We start from the raw sequence: 18,183 nt of genomic DNA, 5'->3' as shown, positions 1-18,183 counted from the left end.
TACCATCAAGGCCGCGACTACGACTCAGTGCCGTTGCAATATTCTCCGTAGTAGAGTTCGCTGGCCCGTCGATAGCAGTCCCGCCAAGCGCTGGTGCCGAAAGTGTATCCGCCCAGTAAAGTGCAGTAATCATCGGGCGGCATGATGCATACGGGGTCGCCGGGATTGGCAGAGGCGGTTCCCGTTGAAACGAATGTGGCGGCCATGGTCATCGCAACGGCTGCGCTGAGGCGAACCATATTTGAGCGGATCGATTTCATGTCAGTCCTCCAAGGGAGCCAATCTCCCGTGGAGATTGCGACACAAGATTGCATTTCTATCAACCTGTAATGGGCGTTAATCGCTCTACTTCAGACCGCGTCTTCTTTGGTTAGACTGTGCGAGCGCCTAACCAGCCTGCGACCCAGGGTCAGACAAACGGCACTTGGATGCCGACCCTGACGACGACAAATCAGGCGATCCTTTGGGAAACTTGCGCCTGCACGGAGAGTGCTGGGTAAACGATTGCACGCGTAGCGTACTGTATCGTTTGCGAGGCTAGATGGAACCATGCGGGGTCGTAGCCTGCGAGAGGAGAGGACCATGCGGATGATCAGCCAATGGAGTCTGGTTGCACTGGCGCTGGCGTTGAGCGTCCCAGCACTGGCCAATCCGCAGGATCAAGAGTGCGGCAACGCCGCCAGGATCGTGCGCCAGGCCTACCCCAACGCCATTGCGCAAGGCGAGCGCGCTGTGCGCGTAGGCGACCGCACCCTCACGCTTCCATCCCCGTCGTCCATCAATCCGCACGCCATGGTGTGTCGGCGTTGGCGTGGCCAGCCGGGCCTGCTGTTGGTGGCCGTTCCGCTCATCGCTCAGGTCAGTTCAGACGAAACCTGGGGGGATCTGGATCTCCTCGTCGTCGATGAAGCCACCGGAACGCCGCGCCAACGCCTTCGCCTTCCCCACGCCATGGATGACGACGCCGTTCGGATATCCAGCGTCGCGTTCGACACCGCCGCCTACCGGCTTCAGCCGGATCGACTGGCGTTCGGCGTGAGACGCGAATGGGAGGGCAGTTCACGTCCCAATCCCTTCCGGGAGACGACGTTGTCCCTGTATGAGGTGCGAGGCGGCAGGCTTGCGCCAGTCCTCGAAGATCTGATGGTCTTTCGCAGCGTCGGGGAATGGGATTTGTCCTGCGCCGGCCAGACCGACGTGATCGAGCGCATCCTGCGAATGATCCCCGGCCCGCGCGGGCAGGACATTTCTGTGCTGGAGCGCCGGACGCATAGCACTTCGAGCGAAGCCAAGAGCGGAGAGTGCCGCACGGCAGACCAACCGGAGGCGCCACGCACGATCCGTCTGCCATTCGACGGCGAGCGATACGTCGTGTCTGGCACTCTCAAAGAGAGACTGGACTAGGTCCTGCAAGCGCCAAGCTCTGACGCTCTTGGCGCGACGAAGTGGTCTCGACAAGGTTTGGTAGGCCCGGAGGGACTCGAACCCCCAACCAGACCGTTATGAGCGGTCGGCTCTAACCATTGAGCTACAGGCCCCCAAGGCGCGCCTCGGCGGAAGGGGTCTCGCCTAGCAGGCGCGGGCGCGGCTTGCCAAGCGGGGGCGGGCAAGAAGGCGATCTTTCGGCGATTTCACGTAGATGAACGGAAACTGCCAAGCCTCACGGGCGTTCGTTCAGGCGAGAACGGCCAAGGTCGTTGCAACGGATCGGCGAACGCGCCGTCCTGGATCGCTTACGGAGAAGACCGCATGACCCGCACCCTGGCCGCCGCCCCCCTGAAGACCGTGTCGCTGAAGACCATCGCCCTGGGCGGCGCGGTCGCCGCCGCCGCCTTCCTGGCTGCCGCCACGCCGCGCGCCATGGCCCAAACAGCTGAACCCGCCATGGGAGCCATGCATATGATGCAGCCCGCGCCGTCGCTGAACCTGTCTGCCTATGGCGAGGTCAAGGCCGCGCCCGACATGGCGACCATCACGTTCGGCGTCCAGACCGAGGCGGTCACGGCTCAGGAAGCCATGCGGGATAACGCTGCGCAGATGACGCGGGTCGTCGCCGCACTGCGCCGCGCCGGCATCGCTGAGCGTGACATCCAGACCTCGGGCCTGAACCTGTCGGCGCAATACGACTATGTCCAGAACGAACCGCCCAAGCTGCGCGGCTATCAGGCGGTCAACCGCGTGACGGTGGTGATCAACGACCTGACCAAGGTCGGCACGACGGCCGACGCCGTGGTCGCCGCCGGCGTCAACCAGATCGACGGCATCAGCTTCGGCCTGAAGGATCCGACGGCGGCCGAGAACCAGGCGCGCCAGCTGGCCGTGCGAAACCTGCAGGCCAAGGCCCAGTTGTACGCCCAGTCGCTGAACGTCCAGCTGTCTGGCATCCGCAACCTGACCGAAGGCGGCGGCTATGCGCCCCAGCCGCCGATGCCGATGTTCGCCGCGCGCGCCATGTCGATGGATCGCGCCGAAAGCACTCCGGTCGCCGCCGGCGAACTGACGGTGCGGATCGACATCACGGGCGTCTACGACATCGCCCGGTAAAGGTGTGAGGGGCGACCGCCCAGGCGGTCGCCCCGACCTTTCACCATCCGCAGTTCAGCGGCTCATAGGTCGAATAGGCTGTAGATACGCCGGTGGAATAACGGCTGTAGTCACATGCTGTAAGCATCGTGCCCACTTCGTTTGTCAGTTCAGGGTCCGAAAAATACCGGATGTAGCTGGGAGGCGGACCATCCGGAGGAATGATCGGATCGGCATGAGCGCTTATGGACATTGCCGCTAGCAGAGCGGCCGTCGCAGTGATCACTTTGAGTCGCATCTTGATCTCCTATGCCGGAATGGAATGGCATAGGAGATCATAAAGGATGCAATCTCAAGATGATTCTTGGCGTCTTTAAGATTGCTTTCTTGGCTTGGCCCTCAATAGCCTTCAGCCGGCGTGTTTGATCTCGTTGGCGTCGTCCAGCAGGACCACGTTGGGGTTCCACTGGCGGGCTTCTTCCTGGGGCATCTGGCCATAGGTGACCACGATGACCTTGTCGTTCTTCTGGACCAGGCGGGCGGCGGCGCCGTTGACTCCGATCACGCGTGAGCCACGCGGGGCCTCGATGGCGTAGGTGGTGAAGCGCGCGCCGTTGGTGATGTTCAGCACATCGACCTGTTCGTGCGGATAGATGCCCGCCGCGTCCAGCAGGTCCATGTCGATGGCGATCGATCCCTCATAGTCGAGATCGGCCTGGGTCACCGTCGCACGGTGCAGCTTGGACTTCATCAGGGTGACCAGCATGGCGCGGTCTCCAAATATACGCGGGGCGCAGGCCCTCGCTCTCAGGCGGCTCATATAGGGATTTTCGAGGCCCGCATCAATCGGGGCGCCGCGCCGCAGCAAACGGTTTGCGTGTGCGAACGCTAGCGCCCGTCGGATATTGCGCGACCTTCATTTGACGACGGCCCGCGTCCCCCTATGCTGGCGCGGCCATTTCCGGCCTGCGAGCGCGCGTTTTCCAATCCGATGAAGCAATTCTTCCTGACGGTCCTTGGTGTCTTCACCGGGTTGATCCTCTTCCTCGTCGTCATTCCCGTGGTGCTGCTGACCGTCGCCGTCGCCTCCTCGTCCAAGCCGACGACGCCGGCGAACACGGTGCTGGAACTGGATCTGCGCGAGGGGATCAGCGACCAGCCGTCATCCAATCCGTTCGCGGCCTTCGGCGGTTCGGGCCTGGCCCTGACCCAGGTCGTGGACGGCCTGCATCAGGCCCAGGGCGACAACAGCGTCAAGGCCCTGCTGATCCGCCTGCCGGAAAGCGGCATGACGCCCGCGACCGCCGACGAACTGCGCCAGGCCATCCACCGCTTCCGCAACTCGGGCAAGCCGGTGATCGCCCACAGCCAGGGCTTCGCGCCCGTGGGCGCGGTGATGTCCACCTATATGGTCGGCGCCTCGGCGTCGGAACTGTGGATGCAGAACACCGCCGGCTTCCAGGCCACGGGCTTCTCGGCCGACAGCCTGTTCCTGGGTCGCGCCTTCGAGAAATACGGCGTCAAGCCCGACTTCGAACAGCGCTATGAGTACAAGAACGCCGTCAACGAATACACCCAGAGCGACTATACCGGCCCGCACCGCGAGGCCATGACGGCCTGGATGACATCCATCTACGACAGCGCCCTGGCCAACGCGGCCCGGGATCGCAAGACGACCGCTCCGGCGCTGAAGACGATCATTGAGGCCGGCCCCTATTCGGCGCCCCAGGCCCTGGCCAACCGTCTGATCGACAAGGTCGGCCAGGTCGAGGAGGCCGAGGCCGCCATCAAGACCCGCGCGGGCAAGGGCGCCGAGATCGTCGAGTTCGGCAAATACGCCGACCAGAAGGGCGAACGCACCGGCTCGGGCAAGAACGCCATCGCCATCGTCGGCGGGGAGGGCGCCATCGTCACCGGCCGCGGCGGCGGCGGCAGCTTCGGCGGCGGTTCGTCCATCCACTCGGATGACACGGCCGAGGCCATCTACGACGCCATTGAGGACAAGAGCGTCAAGGCCATCGTCTTCCGCGTTTCCTCGCCCGGCGGCTCGCCGGAAGCCTCGGAACAGATCCTGGCCGCCGTGCGCGCGGCGCGGGCGGCGGGCAAGCCGGTGGTGGTCTCCATGGGCGCTTACGCCGCCTCGGGCGGTTACTGGGTCAGTTCGGAGGCCGACTGGATCGTGGCCCAGCCCTCGACCTTGACCGGCTCGATCGGCGTGTTCGGCGGCAAGTTCGTGCTGGCCGATGCGCTGGGCCGATTCGGCGTCGACATGCGCGAGCTGACGGTGGGGGGCCAGTACGCCGATGCCTTCTCGCCGACGCAGGAGTTCACGCCGCAACAGCGCGCGGCCTTCGCCGGCTCGATGGACCGGATCTATGACGACTTCATCGCCCGCGTGGCGACGGGCCGCAAACTGTCGCCCGACCGCGTGCGCGAAATCGCCAAGGGCCGCGTCTGGACCGGGGCCCAGGCCCTGCCTCTGGGCCTGGTCGATCAGCTGGGCGGCGTCACCGAGGCGGTGAACAAGGCCCGCGAACTGGCGAAGATCCCGTCGAACGAACCCGTCCGCTTCAAGCATTTCCCCAAGCAGCAGTCGCCGTTCGAGGCCCTGTCGGAGATGTTCGGCGTCCAGACCGAGGCGGCCAAGGCCCTGGTCATGCTGGGCGGCGTCATGGCCGATCCCCAGGCCCAGGCCGTGATGCGCCGCGTCGAAAGCGACCGGATGCGGGGCGAGGGCGCGGTGGTCCTGGCCGACCAGCCGATCTTCTGAGGGACCGCGGCACACGCGACCGTGCGTCGCGGTCCATTGACCGCAGGCCCCGATGGACCGACATTGCGTGTCAGGCGTTCCTCGGGTCGCCTGAGAGGATGATCCATGTTCCAGCCTGAACGTCTCGCCACCATCGGTTTCGCCGCCCGCCGCCGTCCCAATGGGATCGTGGCCTCCGTGATGTGGGTCGCCGGCATGATCGCCGCCGTCTGCGCCATGGCCGTCGGCGCCGTCCTGGCCATCTTCACCGCCGCCGCCGTTGCGGTGATCGCCCTGTTCGCGGGCGTGCTGGTCTTCCTGGTCGGACTGGTCATGCGGACCCGCCGCAACATGACGCCGCGTCGCCGCAACGGCGATCCCGACCTGATCGAGGCGCACAAGGTGGACGGCGCCTGGGTCGCCTATGGCTGGGAACGCAACGGCCGCTGAGCCGGCGCCTGCAATGACATCCTACATCGACGCGCCTTCGCCCAACTTCGACGCGCGCCGTGCGCCTCCCGACATGCTGGTGCTGCACTATACGGGCATGCGGACGGGTGAGGCCGCGCTGGCGCGCCTGCGCGACCCGGAAGCCAAGGTCTCGGCCCACTATCTGGTCGAGCAAGACGGCCGCATCTTCCAGCTTGTCCCCGAGGAACGTCGCGCCTGGCACGCCGGTCGCGGCGTCTGGCAGGGCGAGGACGACTGCAACGCCGCCTCCATCGGCATCGAGATCGTCAATCCCGGCCACGAATTCGGCTACCGCGCCTTTCCCGAGGCCCAGGTCGCGGCGGTCATCGCCCTGATCGACGATATCCGCAGCCGCTGGAGCATTCCCGACAACCGCATCATCGCCCATTCCGACCTGGCGCCGGACCGCAAGGAAGATCCCGGCGAACTCTTCCCCTGGAAGCGTCTGGCCGAGGCCGGCCATGGCCTGTGGTTCGAACCGGCCCCCGAACGGATCCAGGCCCTGGGCGGCCTGCTGCAAAAGGGCGATCAGGGCATCGGCGCCATGGTCCTGCGCGCCGGCCTGCACCGTCTGGGCTACGGGCTGAAACCCGGCGGCGACTATGACGCCGAGACCGAAACCGCTGTCCGCGCCTTCCAGCGCCACTGGCGACCGACCCGCGTCGACGGCGTCGCCGACGGCGAAACCCGCGCCCGCCTGGTCGGCCTTCTCCAACTCGCCAGCGCCGAGAGCGTCACGGGCGTGCTGAACTAAAGGTCCGCGCGGTCCTGGAAGGGGCCGAAGACCCTGATGATCGAAATGGTGCGGTTTCCATCGTCGATACGATACAGGGATGCGATAGCCCTCGACGGGGCGTTCTCGAACGCCTGACGTTTGACCCTCGGGCCATCGGAACGGCGTGAACTGCAATTCGACGATGGCGCGCGTGATGCGGGCGGATCGCAAGCGCGCCTTCAGGCCGCTGCCGGGCTGATACAGCCAACGCCGCACCGCGAGCAGATCAACGCGCGCCCGAGCGGTGAAGATGACCTGATAAGGGCCGCTCATTCAGCTGAGGCTGGGTTCTTCAAGGTCTTCGCCGGCCGCCCCGACGCATCCGTTGGTTGACCTCGGCGGCGCGGCGGCGCATCTAGCGCGCGCCAGACGGCTGGGCGGTCGCGGCGGACTTCGCGTCCGTCGAGGAAAGTCCGGGCTCCACGGTGAAAAGGCGGCGGATAACTTCCGCCCGGGGCGACCCGAGGGATAGCGCCACAGAAAGCAAACCTCCGGCCTCGCGAGGCCGGTAAGGGTGAAAGGGTGGGGTAAGAGCCCACCGCGTGCCTGGCAACAGGGACGGCATGGCAAGCCCCGCCTGGAGCAAGACCAAATAGGGACATCGCGCGGGGTTCGCCTCGCGGGGCTCACCGCCTCAGATGTCCGGGTAGGTCGCGAGAACCGTTCAGCAATGGACGGTCCAGAGGAATGATCGTCGCCGTTCTTAGGAGCGGAACAAAACCCGGCTTACAGGCCGTCTGGCATACTTTTCTGAGGGCCTATCGCGCTTCGCGCTGCTTGAGGCCGATTTTTCTTGGGCCTATCGGCCTTCGTCCGACTTGAGACCGGTTGGGTGGGACTTGCCGCCCGCCGATGCGGCGGTGGTTTGCGCGTCGCCTTGGTCCGAGTTCGGATTATCCCCGCATTTCAGCGTTCTGGCAGCGAGCCCGCAGGTTTGCGGTCGTTAACCTATTGTCTGTTCAAGGAAGGTTAGAACGCTTCACAGCCTGTGAATACTTCGTCTGTTCCGTGTATGTTCTCGCTGTCAGACCGTGCTTAAGTCGTCACACGTCAAAACATGGTTAAATCTTGGCTTTGATCCCATTGAGGCCCATCTGATCCCATGCTATCCCACAATCATGATTTGGGGCTGAGAGGCGGGCGCGGCGGGCGTTCGTCAGGGCATCTAGGGACGGGCCGGAAGGTTCGATTGGCAGGGCGTGTTTCTCTCGACCTATGAGAAGCAGCTGGACGGCAAGCGCCGTCTCCTCATCCCCAACGACTTCCGCACGACCGAAAACGGCGCCGCCGGCGGCGTCTTCATCTTCCCCTCGATCGAAGCCGACTGCCTGGAAGCGGGCGGCGACCGCCTGTTCGCCGTCTATGCCGAAATGATCGAGGCCCTGCCGTTCGGCTCCGAAGAGCGTTCGGCCCTGGAGTGGCAGGTCATGGGCGAGCAGGTCCGCCTGGCCTATGATTCCGGCGGTCGCATCACCCTGCCCGAAGCGCTTTGCAACGAAGCGGGCCTGGACGACACCGTCGTCATCGTCGGCCTGAACGACCGGTTCCAGATCTGGTCGCGCGAGAAATGGGCGGCCCGCCGCGCCGAGCAGCGCGCCCTGGCCAAGGCCGGCATGGCCCAGATCGGCGCCCTGAAACTGGCGGCACAGATGAAGCTGGCGGGAGGCGGATCGTGACCGACGCCTCCATCAATGCGCCCCACGCCCCCGTCCTGCTGGCCGAGGTGATCGAGGCCCTGGCGCTCGCGCCCGGCGATGTCGTGATCGACGCCACCTTCGGCGCCGGCGGCTATACCCGCGCCATCCTGAAGACCGGCGCCCAGGTCGTCGGCCTGGATCGCGACCCGACGGTTCAGCCCCACGCCGACGCCGTCGCCAATGACTTCCCCGGCCAGTTCCAGCTGATCCGCACGCCCTTCTCGGGTCTGGCCCAGGCCTTTTCCGACAGCGGCAAGGCTCAGCTGGACGGCGCCGTCTTCGACATCGGCGTCTCGTCGATGCAGCTGGACCAGGCCGAGCGCGGCTTCTCCTTCATGCGTGACGGGCCGCTGGACATGCGGATGTCCGACGACGGGGCGACCGCCGCCGACATCGTCAACGGCTGGGATCACGGCCCCCTGGCCCATATCTTCAAACTGTATGGCGAAGAGCGTCAGTCGGGCCGCGTCGCCACCGCCATCCTGCGCCGCCGCGTCGAACAGCCCTTCACCCGCACCCTGGATCTGGCCGAGGTCGTCGAGAAAGCTCTGGGCGGTCGTCGCGGCGCGCCGATCCATCCGGCGACGCGGGTCTTTCAGGCCCTGCGCATCGCGGTGAACGACGAACTTGGCGAGCTGGAGCGCGGTCTGGAGGCGGTCGAGGCGACCCTGGCCCCCGGCGGGCGCCTCGCCGTCGTCACCTTCCATTCGCTGGAGGACCGGATCGTCAAGGCCTTCATGACCGAGCGCACGGGCAACAGCCCCGCCGGCTCGCGTCACGCCCCCATGGCCGTCGATCCGCGCAAACCCAGCTTCACGCTTCAGTTCAAGGGCGCGCGCGAGGCGGGCGACGAAGAGCGTTCGACCAATCCCCGCGCCCGTTCGGCCAAGCTGCGCGCCGCCGTCCGCACCGACGCCCCGGCCTGGGGCAAGATCGGTGGGGGGAGCGCCGCATGACCACGGCGCCCTTCTTCACCTATTCCCGCACCGCCCTTCAGCGCCTGTTCGACTGGAAGGTGCGCGGCGTGCGCTGGATCGAGATCATCGGCGTGGCCCTGGTCGCGATCATGATCGTGTCGGTCTATGCGGCCAAGGCGGCGGCGGCGCGCGAGAGCAGCCGCATCGCCCAACTGGAACAGGACATTCGCGAGAACGGCCAGCGTGTCCGCCTGCTGCGCGCCGAGGTCGCCCGCCTGGAACAGCCCGCGCGTCTGGAGGCCCTGTCGCGCCAGATCGGCATGGCGCCGGTGGACGTGCATCGTCAGGCCAAGGAAGCTCAACTGACCGAGCTGAAGCCCGTGCCGGCCCCGGCCCCAGTCGCAGCCGCGACCCCCGCCGTCGCCCCCGCTGCGGCCCCGGCCGTGGTTGAAGACGCCGCTCCCGCACCGGAGACGGCGCAATGAGCGTTCAGGACCACCGCTATCACCGCCCCGCGCCGGGCGTCGATCTTCAGGGGCGCCTGTCGCCCTTCTGGCGCGGGCTGTCGGAACTGATCTGGCGTCTGGAACACGGTTTCGAGCGCGCCCGCGCCGACGCCCGGCCGGAAGAGGACACCCGCGTCCGCATCTTCCTGATCCTGATCGTCTTTTCCTGCGTCTTCGGCGCCCTGGCCGTCGGCGCCTCGTACAAGGCCCTGTTCGCAGAGGCGAACGGGCGTGGCTCGGGCGTCAATCCGAACGCCCTGGTGCGCGGCGACCTGACGGATCGCAACGGCGAACTGCTGGCGACCAACATCATCCACTACGGCCTCTATCTGGACCCGGCCCAGATCTGGGATCGCGACCTAGCCTATCGCCAGCTTCGCCGCGCCCTGCCGCGCATTTCCAGCGAACGTCTGAAGCGCGTCCTGGCCAGCGACCGTCGCCTGATCGCCCTCAGCGGCCTGACGCCCCAGGAAAAGGCCGCCGTCCACGACCTGGCCCTGGGCGGGGTCACGTTCGAACCCGAGGACCGCCGCGCCTATCCGCTGGGAACCTCGGCGGTTCACCTGATCGGCGACGCCGACACGGGCGGGCGAGGCGTCTCGGGCGCCGAGCTGGCCTTCAACGACGAGATCCGCGCGGCGGGTCAGCGGGGCGAGAGCTTCCCCCTGTCCATCGACCTGCGCGTTCAGGGCGTGCTGGAAAACGAACTGGCCGCCGCCGCCATCAAGGCCCAGGCCAAGGGCGCCGTCGGCATCGTCACCGACGTCCAGACCGGCGAGGTCCTGGGCATGGCCAGCTGGCCGACCTTCAACTCGGCCGACCGCAACGCCGCGCCCGACGGCGCCACGCTGAACCGCGCCGTCTCGGGCCACTACGAGATGGGTTCGGTGTTCAAGACCTTCACCGTCGCCGCCGGCCTCGACACCGGCCGCGCCGACATGAACACCCTGTTCGACGCCTCCCAGGCCTTCCAGATCGGCGACCGCAAGATCAAGGACTTCCACGCCCAGAACCGCGTGATGACCCTGGAGGAGGTCTATCTGCACTCCTCCAACATCGGCACCTCGCAACTGGCGGTGCAGATGGGGCCTGACACGATGCGGGATTATTTCCGCCGCCTGGGCCTGCTGGACGCCTCGACCATCGAGCTGAAGGAATCGGCCAAGCCCGTCGTGCCGCGTCGCTGGGACAACTCGACCTTGGCCTCCCTGTCGTTCGGCTACGGCATCATGATCACCCCGGCCCAGATGGTTCAGGCCATGGGCGCCCTGACAAACGGCGGGCGGATGATCCCGCTGTCCTTGCGCAAGGGCGGCGCGCGCGGCGCGCAGCCCCAGCAGGTCGTCACCGAGGAAACCTCGCGCACCATACTGGACCTGCTGCGTCGCAACGTGGTCAAGGGGTCGGGCGGGTTCGCCGATGCGGCCGGTCTGCGGGTCGGGGGCAAGACAGGCTCGGCCAACAAGCTGGTCAACGGTCGCTACGACCCCAGCCATGCGCTCGGCTCCTTCGCGGCGGTCTTCCCCGTCGACGGCCCGCTGAACGGCAAACGCTATGCCATCCTGATCGTCATGGACGAACCCGGCGCCTATCCCAAGACCGGCGCCTATGTCGCCGCGCCGGCCGTGAAGAACATCGCCGACCGCATCGCCGGCTTCCTGGGCGTGGAGCGCCGCGAGGATCGCTGGCGCACGGCGACCGGCGAAAAAGTGCCTGAGTATCAGGACGTGGCGGGGGACGGTCTGTGAGCGCCCTTCACCTGTCCGACCTGTTGCGCCGCGACGTGTCCAGCGACCCCATCATCACCGGCGTGACCGCCGACAGCCGCAAGGTCGCCCCCGGCGCCCTGTTCGTCGCCCTGCCGGGCACGGCCGCCGACGGCCGCGCCTTCATCCCGCAAGCCTTGGCGCAAGGAGCCGCTGCGGTCCTGGCCCCGACCGATACGCCCGACGGCGCGGCGCCGGTCCTGGTCACCTCGGGCGACGTGCGCCGCGCCTACGCCATCGCCGCGCGGGGCTTCTACGGCGTACAGCCCAAGACCTGCGTCGCCGTCACCGGCACCAACGGCAAGACCTCGGTCGCCACCTTCTGCCGCCAGATCTGGGCCGGCGTCGGCCACAAGTCGGCCAGCATGGGCACCCTGGGCGTCATCGGCCAGAAGGGCGACAAGACCTACGCCCTGACCGGCCCCGGCCTGACCAGCCCCGACGCCGCCGAGGCCGCGCGCCTGATGGCCGAGCTGGCCGCCAAGGACGTGACCCACGTCGCGCTGGAGGCGTCGTCGCACGGCATCGACCAGCGCCGGTTGGACGGGGTGGCGCTGAAGGCCGCCGCCTTCACCAACCTGACCCAGGACCACCTCGATTATCACGGCACGATGGAGGACTATCGCGCCGCCAAGATGCGACTGTTCGAAACCCTGCTGCCGCGCGGCCGCACCGCCGTTCTGAACGCCGATTCCGACGCCTATTCCGCCTTCGCCTCGGCCTCGATCATGGCGGGCCTGGGCGTGATGGGCGTGGGCGAGCGCGGGCGCGACCTGGCCCTGATCGGCCGTCGAGCGACGCCGGAGGGCCAGCGTCTGACCCTGGACGTGCGCGGCCAGGTGCATGAGATCCTGCTGCCGCTGGCCGGCGCCTTCCAGGCCTCGAACGCCCTGGTGGCGGCCGGCCTGTGCATCGCGGCGGGCGATCCCGCCGACGCCGTGATCGGCGCTCTGGAAGGCCTGACCGGCGCCCAGGGCCGCCTGCAACGGATCGGCGCCAACGACGCTGGACGCGGCGGCGAGGTCTATGTCGACTACGCCCACACCCCCGACGGGCTTGAGACGGTGCTGAACGCCCTGCGCCCCCACGCGACCGGCCGACTGATCGTGGTCTTCGGCGCCGGCGGCGACCGGGATCGCGGCAAGCGTCCGCTGATGGGCGCCATCGCCGGGCGTCTGGCCGACGTCGCCATCGTCACCGACGACAATCCGCGTTCGGAAGATCCCGCCGCCATCCGCGCCCAGGTCCGCGCGGGTTGCCCGGACGGCCTCGAAATCGGCGACCGCCGCGCCGCCATCGAGGCCGCCGTCGAAATGATGCGCGACGGGGATGTGGTGGTCATCGCCGGAAAAGGGCATGAACAGGGTCAGATCGTCGCGGGCGTGACCCACCCCTTCGACGACGCCACCGTCGCGTCCGAGGCCCTGTCGTTGAATGCCTGATACATCCGCCCGCCCGCTCTGGACGGCCGCCGAAGTCGCCGCCGCCACGGGCGGCGTGCTGCATGGCGACGACCGCCCGATCACGGGCGTGACCTACAACAGCCGCGAGATCGTCCCCGGCGACCTGTTCCTGGCGCTGAAGGGCGCGCGCGACGGGCATGAGTTCGCATCCGCCGCCTTCGCCGCCGGCGCCGCGACCGCCCTGGTCGAACATCCGGTCGACGGCGGTTCCTATGTCGTCGTCCCCGATACGCTGCACGGCCTGGAGGCCCTGGGCGTCGCCGCCCGCGAGCGCGCGCCCCATGTCAAACGCGGCGCCGTCACCGGCAGCGTCGGCAAGACCAGCGTCACCCAGGCCATCAAGGCCGGCCTCGACCTCGCCGGTCCCGCCCACGGCTCGATCAAGAGCTACAACAACCACATCGGCGTGCCCCTGACCCTGGCGCGGATGCCGGTCGATATCCGGCGCGCCGTGTTCGAGATCGGCATGAATGCGCCCGGCGAGATCGCGCCCCTGTCGCGCTTCGTCGCCCCCCACGCCGCCTGCGTCACCACCGTCGGCCCGGTCCATATTGAGGCCTTCGCGGACGGCGAGGCCGGGGTCGCGCGCGAAAAGGCCTGTATCTTCCAGGGGCTTGTTTCCGGAGGGGCGGCCGTAGCGAACGGCGACGTGGCCTTCTCCAACGTCCTGTGCGACGCAGCCAGGTCCGTCGGCGCGCGCCTGCTGACCTTCGGCACGGACGCCGATCATGACGCCCGCCTGCTGGACTTCCGCCCGGATTCGGAAGGGGCCTCGGTCGCCGCCGAACTGTTCGGGCGGCGGATCGACTATCGCCTGGCCCAGTCGGGCGCCCACTGGGGCCTGAACAGCCTGTGCGTTCTCCTGATGCTCGACGCGCTCGACGTATCGCTGGACACGGGTCTTGAGGCTCTGGCGGGGTTTCAGCCGCTGGCGGGACGCGGCCAGACCCGCATGGTCACCCTGGCCGACGGCGACTTCACCCTGATCGACGAAAGCTACAACGCCAATCCGCTGTCGATGGCTGCCGGGTTCAAGACCCTGGGCGCGCGCAGCGTCTCGGGCCGCCGTGTCGTGGTGCTGACCGACATGCTGGAGCTGGGCGACCAGAGCCGCGACCTGCACGAAGGGCTCGCCGCCCCCATCGACGCCGCCGGTCTGGACCTGGTCCACGCCGCCGGTCCCGAGATGCGCTGGCTCTACGACGCCCTGCCGGTCTCGCGACGCGGCGTCTGGCGCGCGACGGCGGCGGAACTGGCGGCCGAGGCGGTCATGCTGGTCGCGCCGGGCGACGTCGTCATGGTCAAGGGCTCGAACGGGTCCAAGGCGTCGCTGGTCGCCAAAGCGTTGGCCGACCTGCAAGGCCGCGACACGCCGCCCGCGACGCGATAGGGAACGAGAATGTTCTATCTTCTGTATCTCTATTATGCCGACGTGGCGGACCAGTATCCGCTGCTGAACCTGGTCCAGTACCAGACCGTGCGCGTCGCCTTGGCCATGGCCACGGCCATGATCGTCGCCGTCGCCATGGGCAGCCGCTTCATCAACTGGATCCGCACCAAACAGGGCCGGGGCCAGCCGATCCGCGACGACGGCCCTGTTTCCCACCTGTCCAAGGTCGGCACCCCCACCATGGGCGGGCTGATGATCCTGGCCGGCATCGGCGTGGCGGTCTTCCTGTGGGGCGACCTGACCAATCCCTATATCTGGATCGTCAGCTTCGTGACGGCCGCCTTCGGCGTGCTGGGCTTCATCGACGACTACGCCAAGGTGACCAAACAGACCTCGGCCGGCCTGACCTCCAAACAGAAGCTGCTGGCCCAGACGGTCGTCGCCGTCGTCGCCGGCGTCCTGACCGTGCTGTGGATGACGGTGTCGCCGACCTCGCCGGGGCTTGAGACCTCGATCGCGTTTCCGTTCTTCAAGGCCGTGCTGCTGAACGTCGGCTGGTTCTATGTGGCGTTCGCGGCCTTCACCATCGTCGGCTTCTCCAACGCCGTGAACCTGACCGACGGACTGGACGGCCTCGCCACCGTCCCGGTGATGATGGCGGCCGGCGCCTTCGGGGTGATCAGCTACCTCGCCGGCAACTTCGTCTTCGCCCAGTATCTTCAGGTCCACCATGTGCCCGGCGCCGGCGAACTGGCCATCTTCTGCGCGGCCATGATCGGCGGGGGCGCGGGCTTCCTTTGGTACAACGCCCCTCCGGCCAAGATCTTCATGGGCGACACCGGTTCGCTGGCCCTGGGCGGCGCCCTGGGCGCCATCGCCGTCACCACCAAGCACGAGCTGGTCCTTGGCATCGTCGGCGGCCTGTTCGTCGCCGAGGCCGCCTCGGTCATGATCCAGGTCGGCTATTACAAGCTGACCAAGAAACGCATCTTCCTGATGGCGCCGGTCCACCACCATTTCGAGAAGATGGGCTGGCCGGAATCCACCGTCGTCATCCGCTTCTGGATCATCGCCGGCGCCCTGGCCCTGCTGGGCCTGTCCACGCTGAAGCTGCGCTGATCCGATGATTCCCGTTCCCGGCTATGAGGGCAGGCGGGTCGCGGTCTTCGGCCTGGGACGGTCGGGGATCACGGCCGCGCGCGCGCTTCAGGCCGGGGGCGCCATCCCGATCCTGTGGGACGACGGCGTCTCGGGCCGGATGCAGGCCGAGGCGGAAGGCTTCACGGTCGAGGACCTGACCACGGCCGACTGGTCGGGCTTCGCCGCCCTGGTCCTGTCGCCCGGCGCGCCCCTGACCCACCCGAAGCCGCACTGGAGCGTCGACAAGGCGCGCGAGGCCGGCGTGCCCGTCATCGGCGACGTCGAACTGTTCGCCCGCGCCATCTCCGCTCTGCCGAAGGACCAGCGGCCCCGCGTCGTCGCCATCACCGGCACCAACGGCAAGTCCACCACCACCGCCATGATCGGCTGGGTGCTGAAGTCGGCGGGCCTGACGGTCCATGTCGGCGGCAACATCGGCATCGGCGTCCTGGCCCTGCCGGCCCCGACGCCCGACGCCGTCTATGTGATCGAGGTCTCCAGCTACCAGCTGGACCTGACCACCACCTTCGCCCCCGATGTCGCCATCCTGACCAACATCTCGCCCGACCACCTGGACCGGCATGGCGGCATGGAGGGCTATGTCGCCGCCAAGGCGCGGATCTTCGCGGCCCAGGGGCCGGATGCAACGGCAATTGTCGGCGTGGACGAGGACTGGGGGCGAGGGATCGAGTCACGCTTGAGCGGTCATGTCATCGCTGTTTCCTCTTCCGGGCATCCATCGGAGCGGCCCCAGAACTGCGCCCCGGCTTCTGCCGAGATGAGCGGAATAGACGCGGAGCCGGGGTTGATCCGGTGGCAAGGCGGAATCCTGGCCGACCTCACCACCGCTCGCTCGCTCGCCGGCCGCCACAACGCCCAGAACGCCGCCTTCGCCTACGCCGCGGCTTGGGCGATCGGCGTCTCTCACGACGCCGCCGTCGCCGGCCTGCTGTCCTTCCCCGGCCTGGCCCATCGGATGGAAGCCGTCGGCCGCCTCGGCCCCGTCCGCTTCATCAACGATTCCAAGGCCACCAACGCCGACGCCGCGCGTCAGGCCCTGTCCTCTTACCCCCACGTCTTCTGGATCGCCGGCGGCGTGCCAAAGGCCGGCGGCATTGACGATCTCTCCGACCTCTTCCCGCGCGTGATCAGGGCCTATCTGATCGGAGAGGCGGCCGAGGCCTTCGCCGCCACTCTGGCTGACACCCCCCACGTCATCTCCCGAACCCTGGACGCCGCCGTCGCGGCAGCCGCCGCCGACGCCGCATCCGCAGGCGACGACCAGATCGTCCTCTTGTCCCCCGCCTGCGCCAGTTTCGACCAGTATCCCGACTTCGAGGCGCGGGGCGAAGCCTTCCGCGCCGCCGTCCTGGCCCTCGGGGCCGTCCCGGAAACCGCGTCATGAGCGCCCCCTACACCCCCGCCTTTTCGCGCAACGACCAGAGCCACGTCGCCCAGTGGTTCTGGACCGTGGATCGCGGCTTGCTGGGCGCGGCGCTGGCGCTGATGGGCCTGGGCGTGGCGCTCAGCTTCGCCTCCAGCCCTGCTGCTATCCTGGCTGATGAATCGATCACCGACCCCTTCCACTATTCCTGGCGGATGATGGTCTTCTCGGGCCTCGGCCTGAGCCTGATGCTGGCCAGTTCGCTGCTGTCGCCGCGCGGGGTGCGCCGCATCGCCGTCCTGGCCCTGTTCGGCGCCATTCTGGTGATGATGGCCCTGCCCTTCATCGGCGATACGGTGAAGGGGGCGGCGCGCTGGGTGAACTTCGGCCCGTTCAGCCTGCAACCGTCCGAGTTCGCCAAGCCCGGCCTGATCGTCTTCGCCGCCTGGATGTTCGCCGAGGCGCAGAAGGGGCAGGGGGTGCCGGGCGTCACCATAGCGTTTGGTTTCTACGCCCTGACGGTCTCCCTCTTGTTGATCCAGCCCGACATCGGCCAGACCCTATTGATCACCACCACCTTCATGGCCGTCTTCTTCATGGCGGGCGTGCCGTTCAAGTGGATGGCGGTCCTGGCCAGCGCGGGCATGGCGGGGCTGGTGTCGCTGTATTTCGTCTTCGGCCACATGCGCGACCGCCTCAGCCGCTTCTTCTCGCCCGAGACCACCGACACCCACCAGATCGACAGCGCGTCCGAGGCCATCCGCGCCGGCGGCCTGCTCGGTCGCGGCATCGGCGAGGGCGTCATGAAGCGCCGCGTCCCCGACCTGCACACCGACTTCATCTATTCCGTCGGCGCCGAGGAGTTCGGCCTGATCCTCAGCCTGATGATGATCGGCCTCTACGCCTTCATCGTCATCCGGGGCATGCGCCGGGCGATGAAGCTGACCGACCCGTTCGAACAGACGGCGGCGGCGGGCCTGTTCATGCTGATCGGGCTTCAGGCCTGCATCAATGTGGCGGTGAACCTGAACCTGATCCCGACCAAGGGCATGACCCTGCCCTTCATCAGCTACGGCGGCTCGTCCATGCTGGCCATGGGCCTGACCATGGGCTTCGCTCTGGCCCTGACGCGGCGCCGCCCCGGCGCCTACGAACCTGGCGCCAGCCTGCCGGGAAGACGCCGGCGGTTGCTCTAACTTCCTTTCGTCATCCTCTTCGGCGCCGCTAGGGTGATGCGGGCTTGGAAGGCGTTCATCACAACGGTCACGACGAGGTCACGGCGAACACGACGGGACCGAGCGCGTCGGCTCCCAGCGCCATGTCCAGGCCGTTGATCAATTTGCGGCTTTGCCGCGCCGCAGGCCATCAAGATTTCTGGGCCGGCACGGTCCCGTCGTGTCCG

16 protein-coding genes, 1 tRNA gene and 1 other RNA gene are annotated in these 18,183 nt (G+C 67.6%); 15 read left to right on the top strand and 3 right to left on the bottom strand.

All coding sequences use genetic code 11. The features are described from left to right. Positions 1-17: 17 nt before the first annotated feature. On the bottom strand, positions 18-260 hold the full coding sequence (locus tag ACK4MH_RS00980; protein ID WP_409713418.1) for a hypothetical protein: 243 nt from the start codon (positions 258-260) through the stop codon (positions 18-20). Between the two features lie 322 nt (positions 261-582). Between ACK4MH_RS00980 and ACK4MH_RS00975 the strand changes: the two genes are divergently transcribed. Then, a complete protein-coding gene (locus ACK4MH_RS00975) occupies positions 583-1,404 on the top strand; it encodes a hypothetical protein (RefSeq protein WP_409713415.1) in 822 nt (273 codons plus the stop codon). Positions 1,405-1,462: 58 nt separating this feature from the next. Here the strand turns inward: ACK4MH_RS00975 and ACK4MH_RS00970 are convergent. Then, positions 1,463-1,538 (bottom strand) — tRNA-Ile (locus ACK4MH_RS00970). Between the two features lie 211 nt (positions 1,539-1,749). Here ACK4MH_RS00970 and ACK4MH_RS00965 point away from each other — a divergent pair. After that, positions 1,750-2,544, top strand: coding sequence for an SIMPL domain-containing protein (locus ACK4MH_RS00965; protein ID WP_409713412.1), 795 nt, complete (start codon positions 1,750-1,752; stop codon positions 2,542-2,544). A gap of 388 nt (positions 2,545-2,932) precedes the next feature. On the opposite strand, the gene panD is transcribed toward ACK4MH_RS00965, so the two are convergent. After that, complete coding sequence (gene panD, locus ACK4MH_RS00960; RefSeq protein ID WP_135194957.1) at positions 2,933-3,289, bottom strand: aspartate 1-decarboxylase; 357 nt, start codon at positions 3,287-3,289, stop codon at positions 2,933-2,935. 225 nt (positions 3,290-3,514) lie between these two features. On the opposite strand from panD, the gene sppA reads away from it, so the two are divergent. The 13 genes from sppA to ACK4MH_RS00895 all read left to right on the top strand — a co-directional run bounded on the left by sppA (position 3,515) and on the right by ACK4MH_RS00895 (position 17,977). Beyond that, entirely contained in the window at positions 3,515-5,293 is a 1,779-nt protein-coding gene (gene sppA, locus ACK4MH_RS00955; protein ID WP_409713409.1) for a signal peptide peptidase SppA, read from the top strand. A 105-nt stretch (positions 5,294-5,398) separates the two neighbouring features. After that, positions 5,399-5,722: a hypothetical protein gene (locus ACK4MH_RS00950; protein WP_135194959.1), complete on the top strand. Its 324-nt coding sequence runs from the start codon at positions 5,399-5,401 to the stop codon at positions 5,720-5,722. Positions 5,723-5,735: 13 nt separating this feature from the next. After that, positions 5,736-6,497, top strand: a complete 762-nt coding sequence (locus ACK4MH_RS00945) for an N-acetylmuramoyl-L-alanine amidase (protein ID WP_409713405.1) — start codon at positions 5,736-5,738, stop codon at positions 6,495-6,497. A gap of 386 nt (positions 6,498-6,883) precedes the next feature. Continuing rightward, positions 6,884-7,263: RNase P RNA component class A (rnpB, locus tag ACK4MH_RS00940), an RNA gene on the top strand. A 454-nt stretch (positions 7,264-7,717) separates the two neighbouring features. Next, entirely contained in the window at positions 7,718-8,194 is a 477-nt protein-coding gene (locus ACK4MH_RS00935; protein ID WP_159849624.1) for a division/cell wall cluster transcriptional repressor MraZ, read from the top strand. A gap of 11 nt (positions 8,195-8,205) precedes the next feature. Continuing rightward, positions 8,206-9,171 (top strand): 16S rRNA (cytosine(1402)-N(4))-methyltransferase RsmH, encoded by a 966-nt coding sequence (gene rsmH, locus ACK4MH_RS00930; RefSeq protein ID WP_409714004.1) that lies wholly within the window; start codon positions 8,206-8,208, stop codon positions 9,169-9,171. Next, a complete protein-coding gene (locus tag ACK4MH_RS00925; RefSeq protein ID WP_409713402.1) occupies positions 9,168-9,617 on the top strand; it encodes a cell division protein in 450 nt (149 codons plus the stop codon). Before rsmH ends, ACK4MH_RS00925 begins: the two co-directional genes overlap by 4 nt. Next, positions 9,614-11,386: a peptidoglycan D,D-transpeptidase FtsI family protein gene (locus ACK4MH_RS00920; protein ID WP_409713399.1), complete on the top strand. Its 1,773-nt coding sequence runs from the start codon at positions 9,614-9,616 to the stop codon at positions 11,384-11,386. The genes ACK4MH_RS00925 and ACK4MH_RS00920 overlap by 4 nt, the downstream gene beginning before the upstream one ends. Then, complete coding sequence (locus tag ACK4MH_RS00915) at positions 11,383-12,846, top strand: UDP-N-acetylmuramoyl-L-alanyl-D-glutamate--2,6-diaminopimelate ligase (protein WP_409713396.1); 1,464 nt, start codon at positions 11,383-11,385, stop codon at positions 12,844-12,846. Before ACK4MH_RS00920 ends, ACK4MH_RS00915 begins: the two co-directional genes overlap by 4 nt. After that, positions 12,839-14,257 (top strand): UDP-N-acetylmuramoyl-tripeptide--D-alanyl-D-alanine ligase, encoded by a 1,419-nt coding sequence (gene murF / locus ACK4MH_RS00910; protein ID WP_409713393.1) that lies wholly within the window; start codon positions 12,839-12,841, stop codon positions 14,255-14,257. Before ACK4MH_RS00915 ends, murF begins: the two co-directional genes overlap by 8 nt. Positions 14,258-14,266: 9 nt before the next feature. Continuing rightward, positions 14,267-15,376, top strand: coding sequence for a phospho-N-acetylmuramoyl-pentapeptide-transferase (gene mraY, locus ACK4MH_RS00905; RefSeq protein ID WP_135194969.1), 1,110 nt, complete (start codon positions 14,267-14,269; stop codon positions 15,374-15,376). A gap of 4 nt (positions 15,377-15,380) precedes the next feature. Further along, a complete protein-coding gene (gene murD / locus ACK4MH_RS00900; RefSeq protein ID WP_409713389.1) occupies positions 15,381-16,802 on the top strand; it encodes a UDP-N-acetylmuramoyl-L-alanine--D-glutamate ligase in 1,422 nt (473 codons plus the stop codon). Then, on the top strand, positions 16,799-17,977 hold the full coding sequence (locus ACK4MH_RS00895; RefSeq protein ID WP_409713387.1) for an FtsW/RodA/SpoVE family cell cycle protein: 1,179 nt from the start codon (positions 16,799-16,801) through the stop codon (positions 17,975-17,977). Before murD ends, ACK4MH_RS00895 begins: the two co-directional genes overlap by 4 nt. The last annotated feature ends 206 nt before the right edge of the window (positions 17,978-18,183 follow it).

The organism is Brevundimonas sp. (assembly GCF_046295075.1).
Classification (GTDB): domain Bacteria; phylum Pseudomonadota; class Alphaproteobacteria; order Caulobacterales; family Caulobacteraceae; genus Brevundimonas.
Note: the sequence above shows the minus strand (reverse complement) of the source record. Positions and strands in the feature narration are given on the sequence as shown.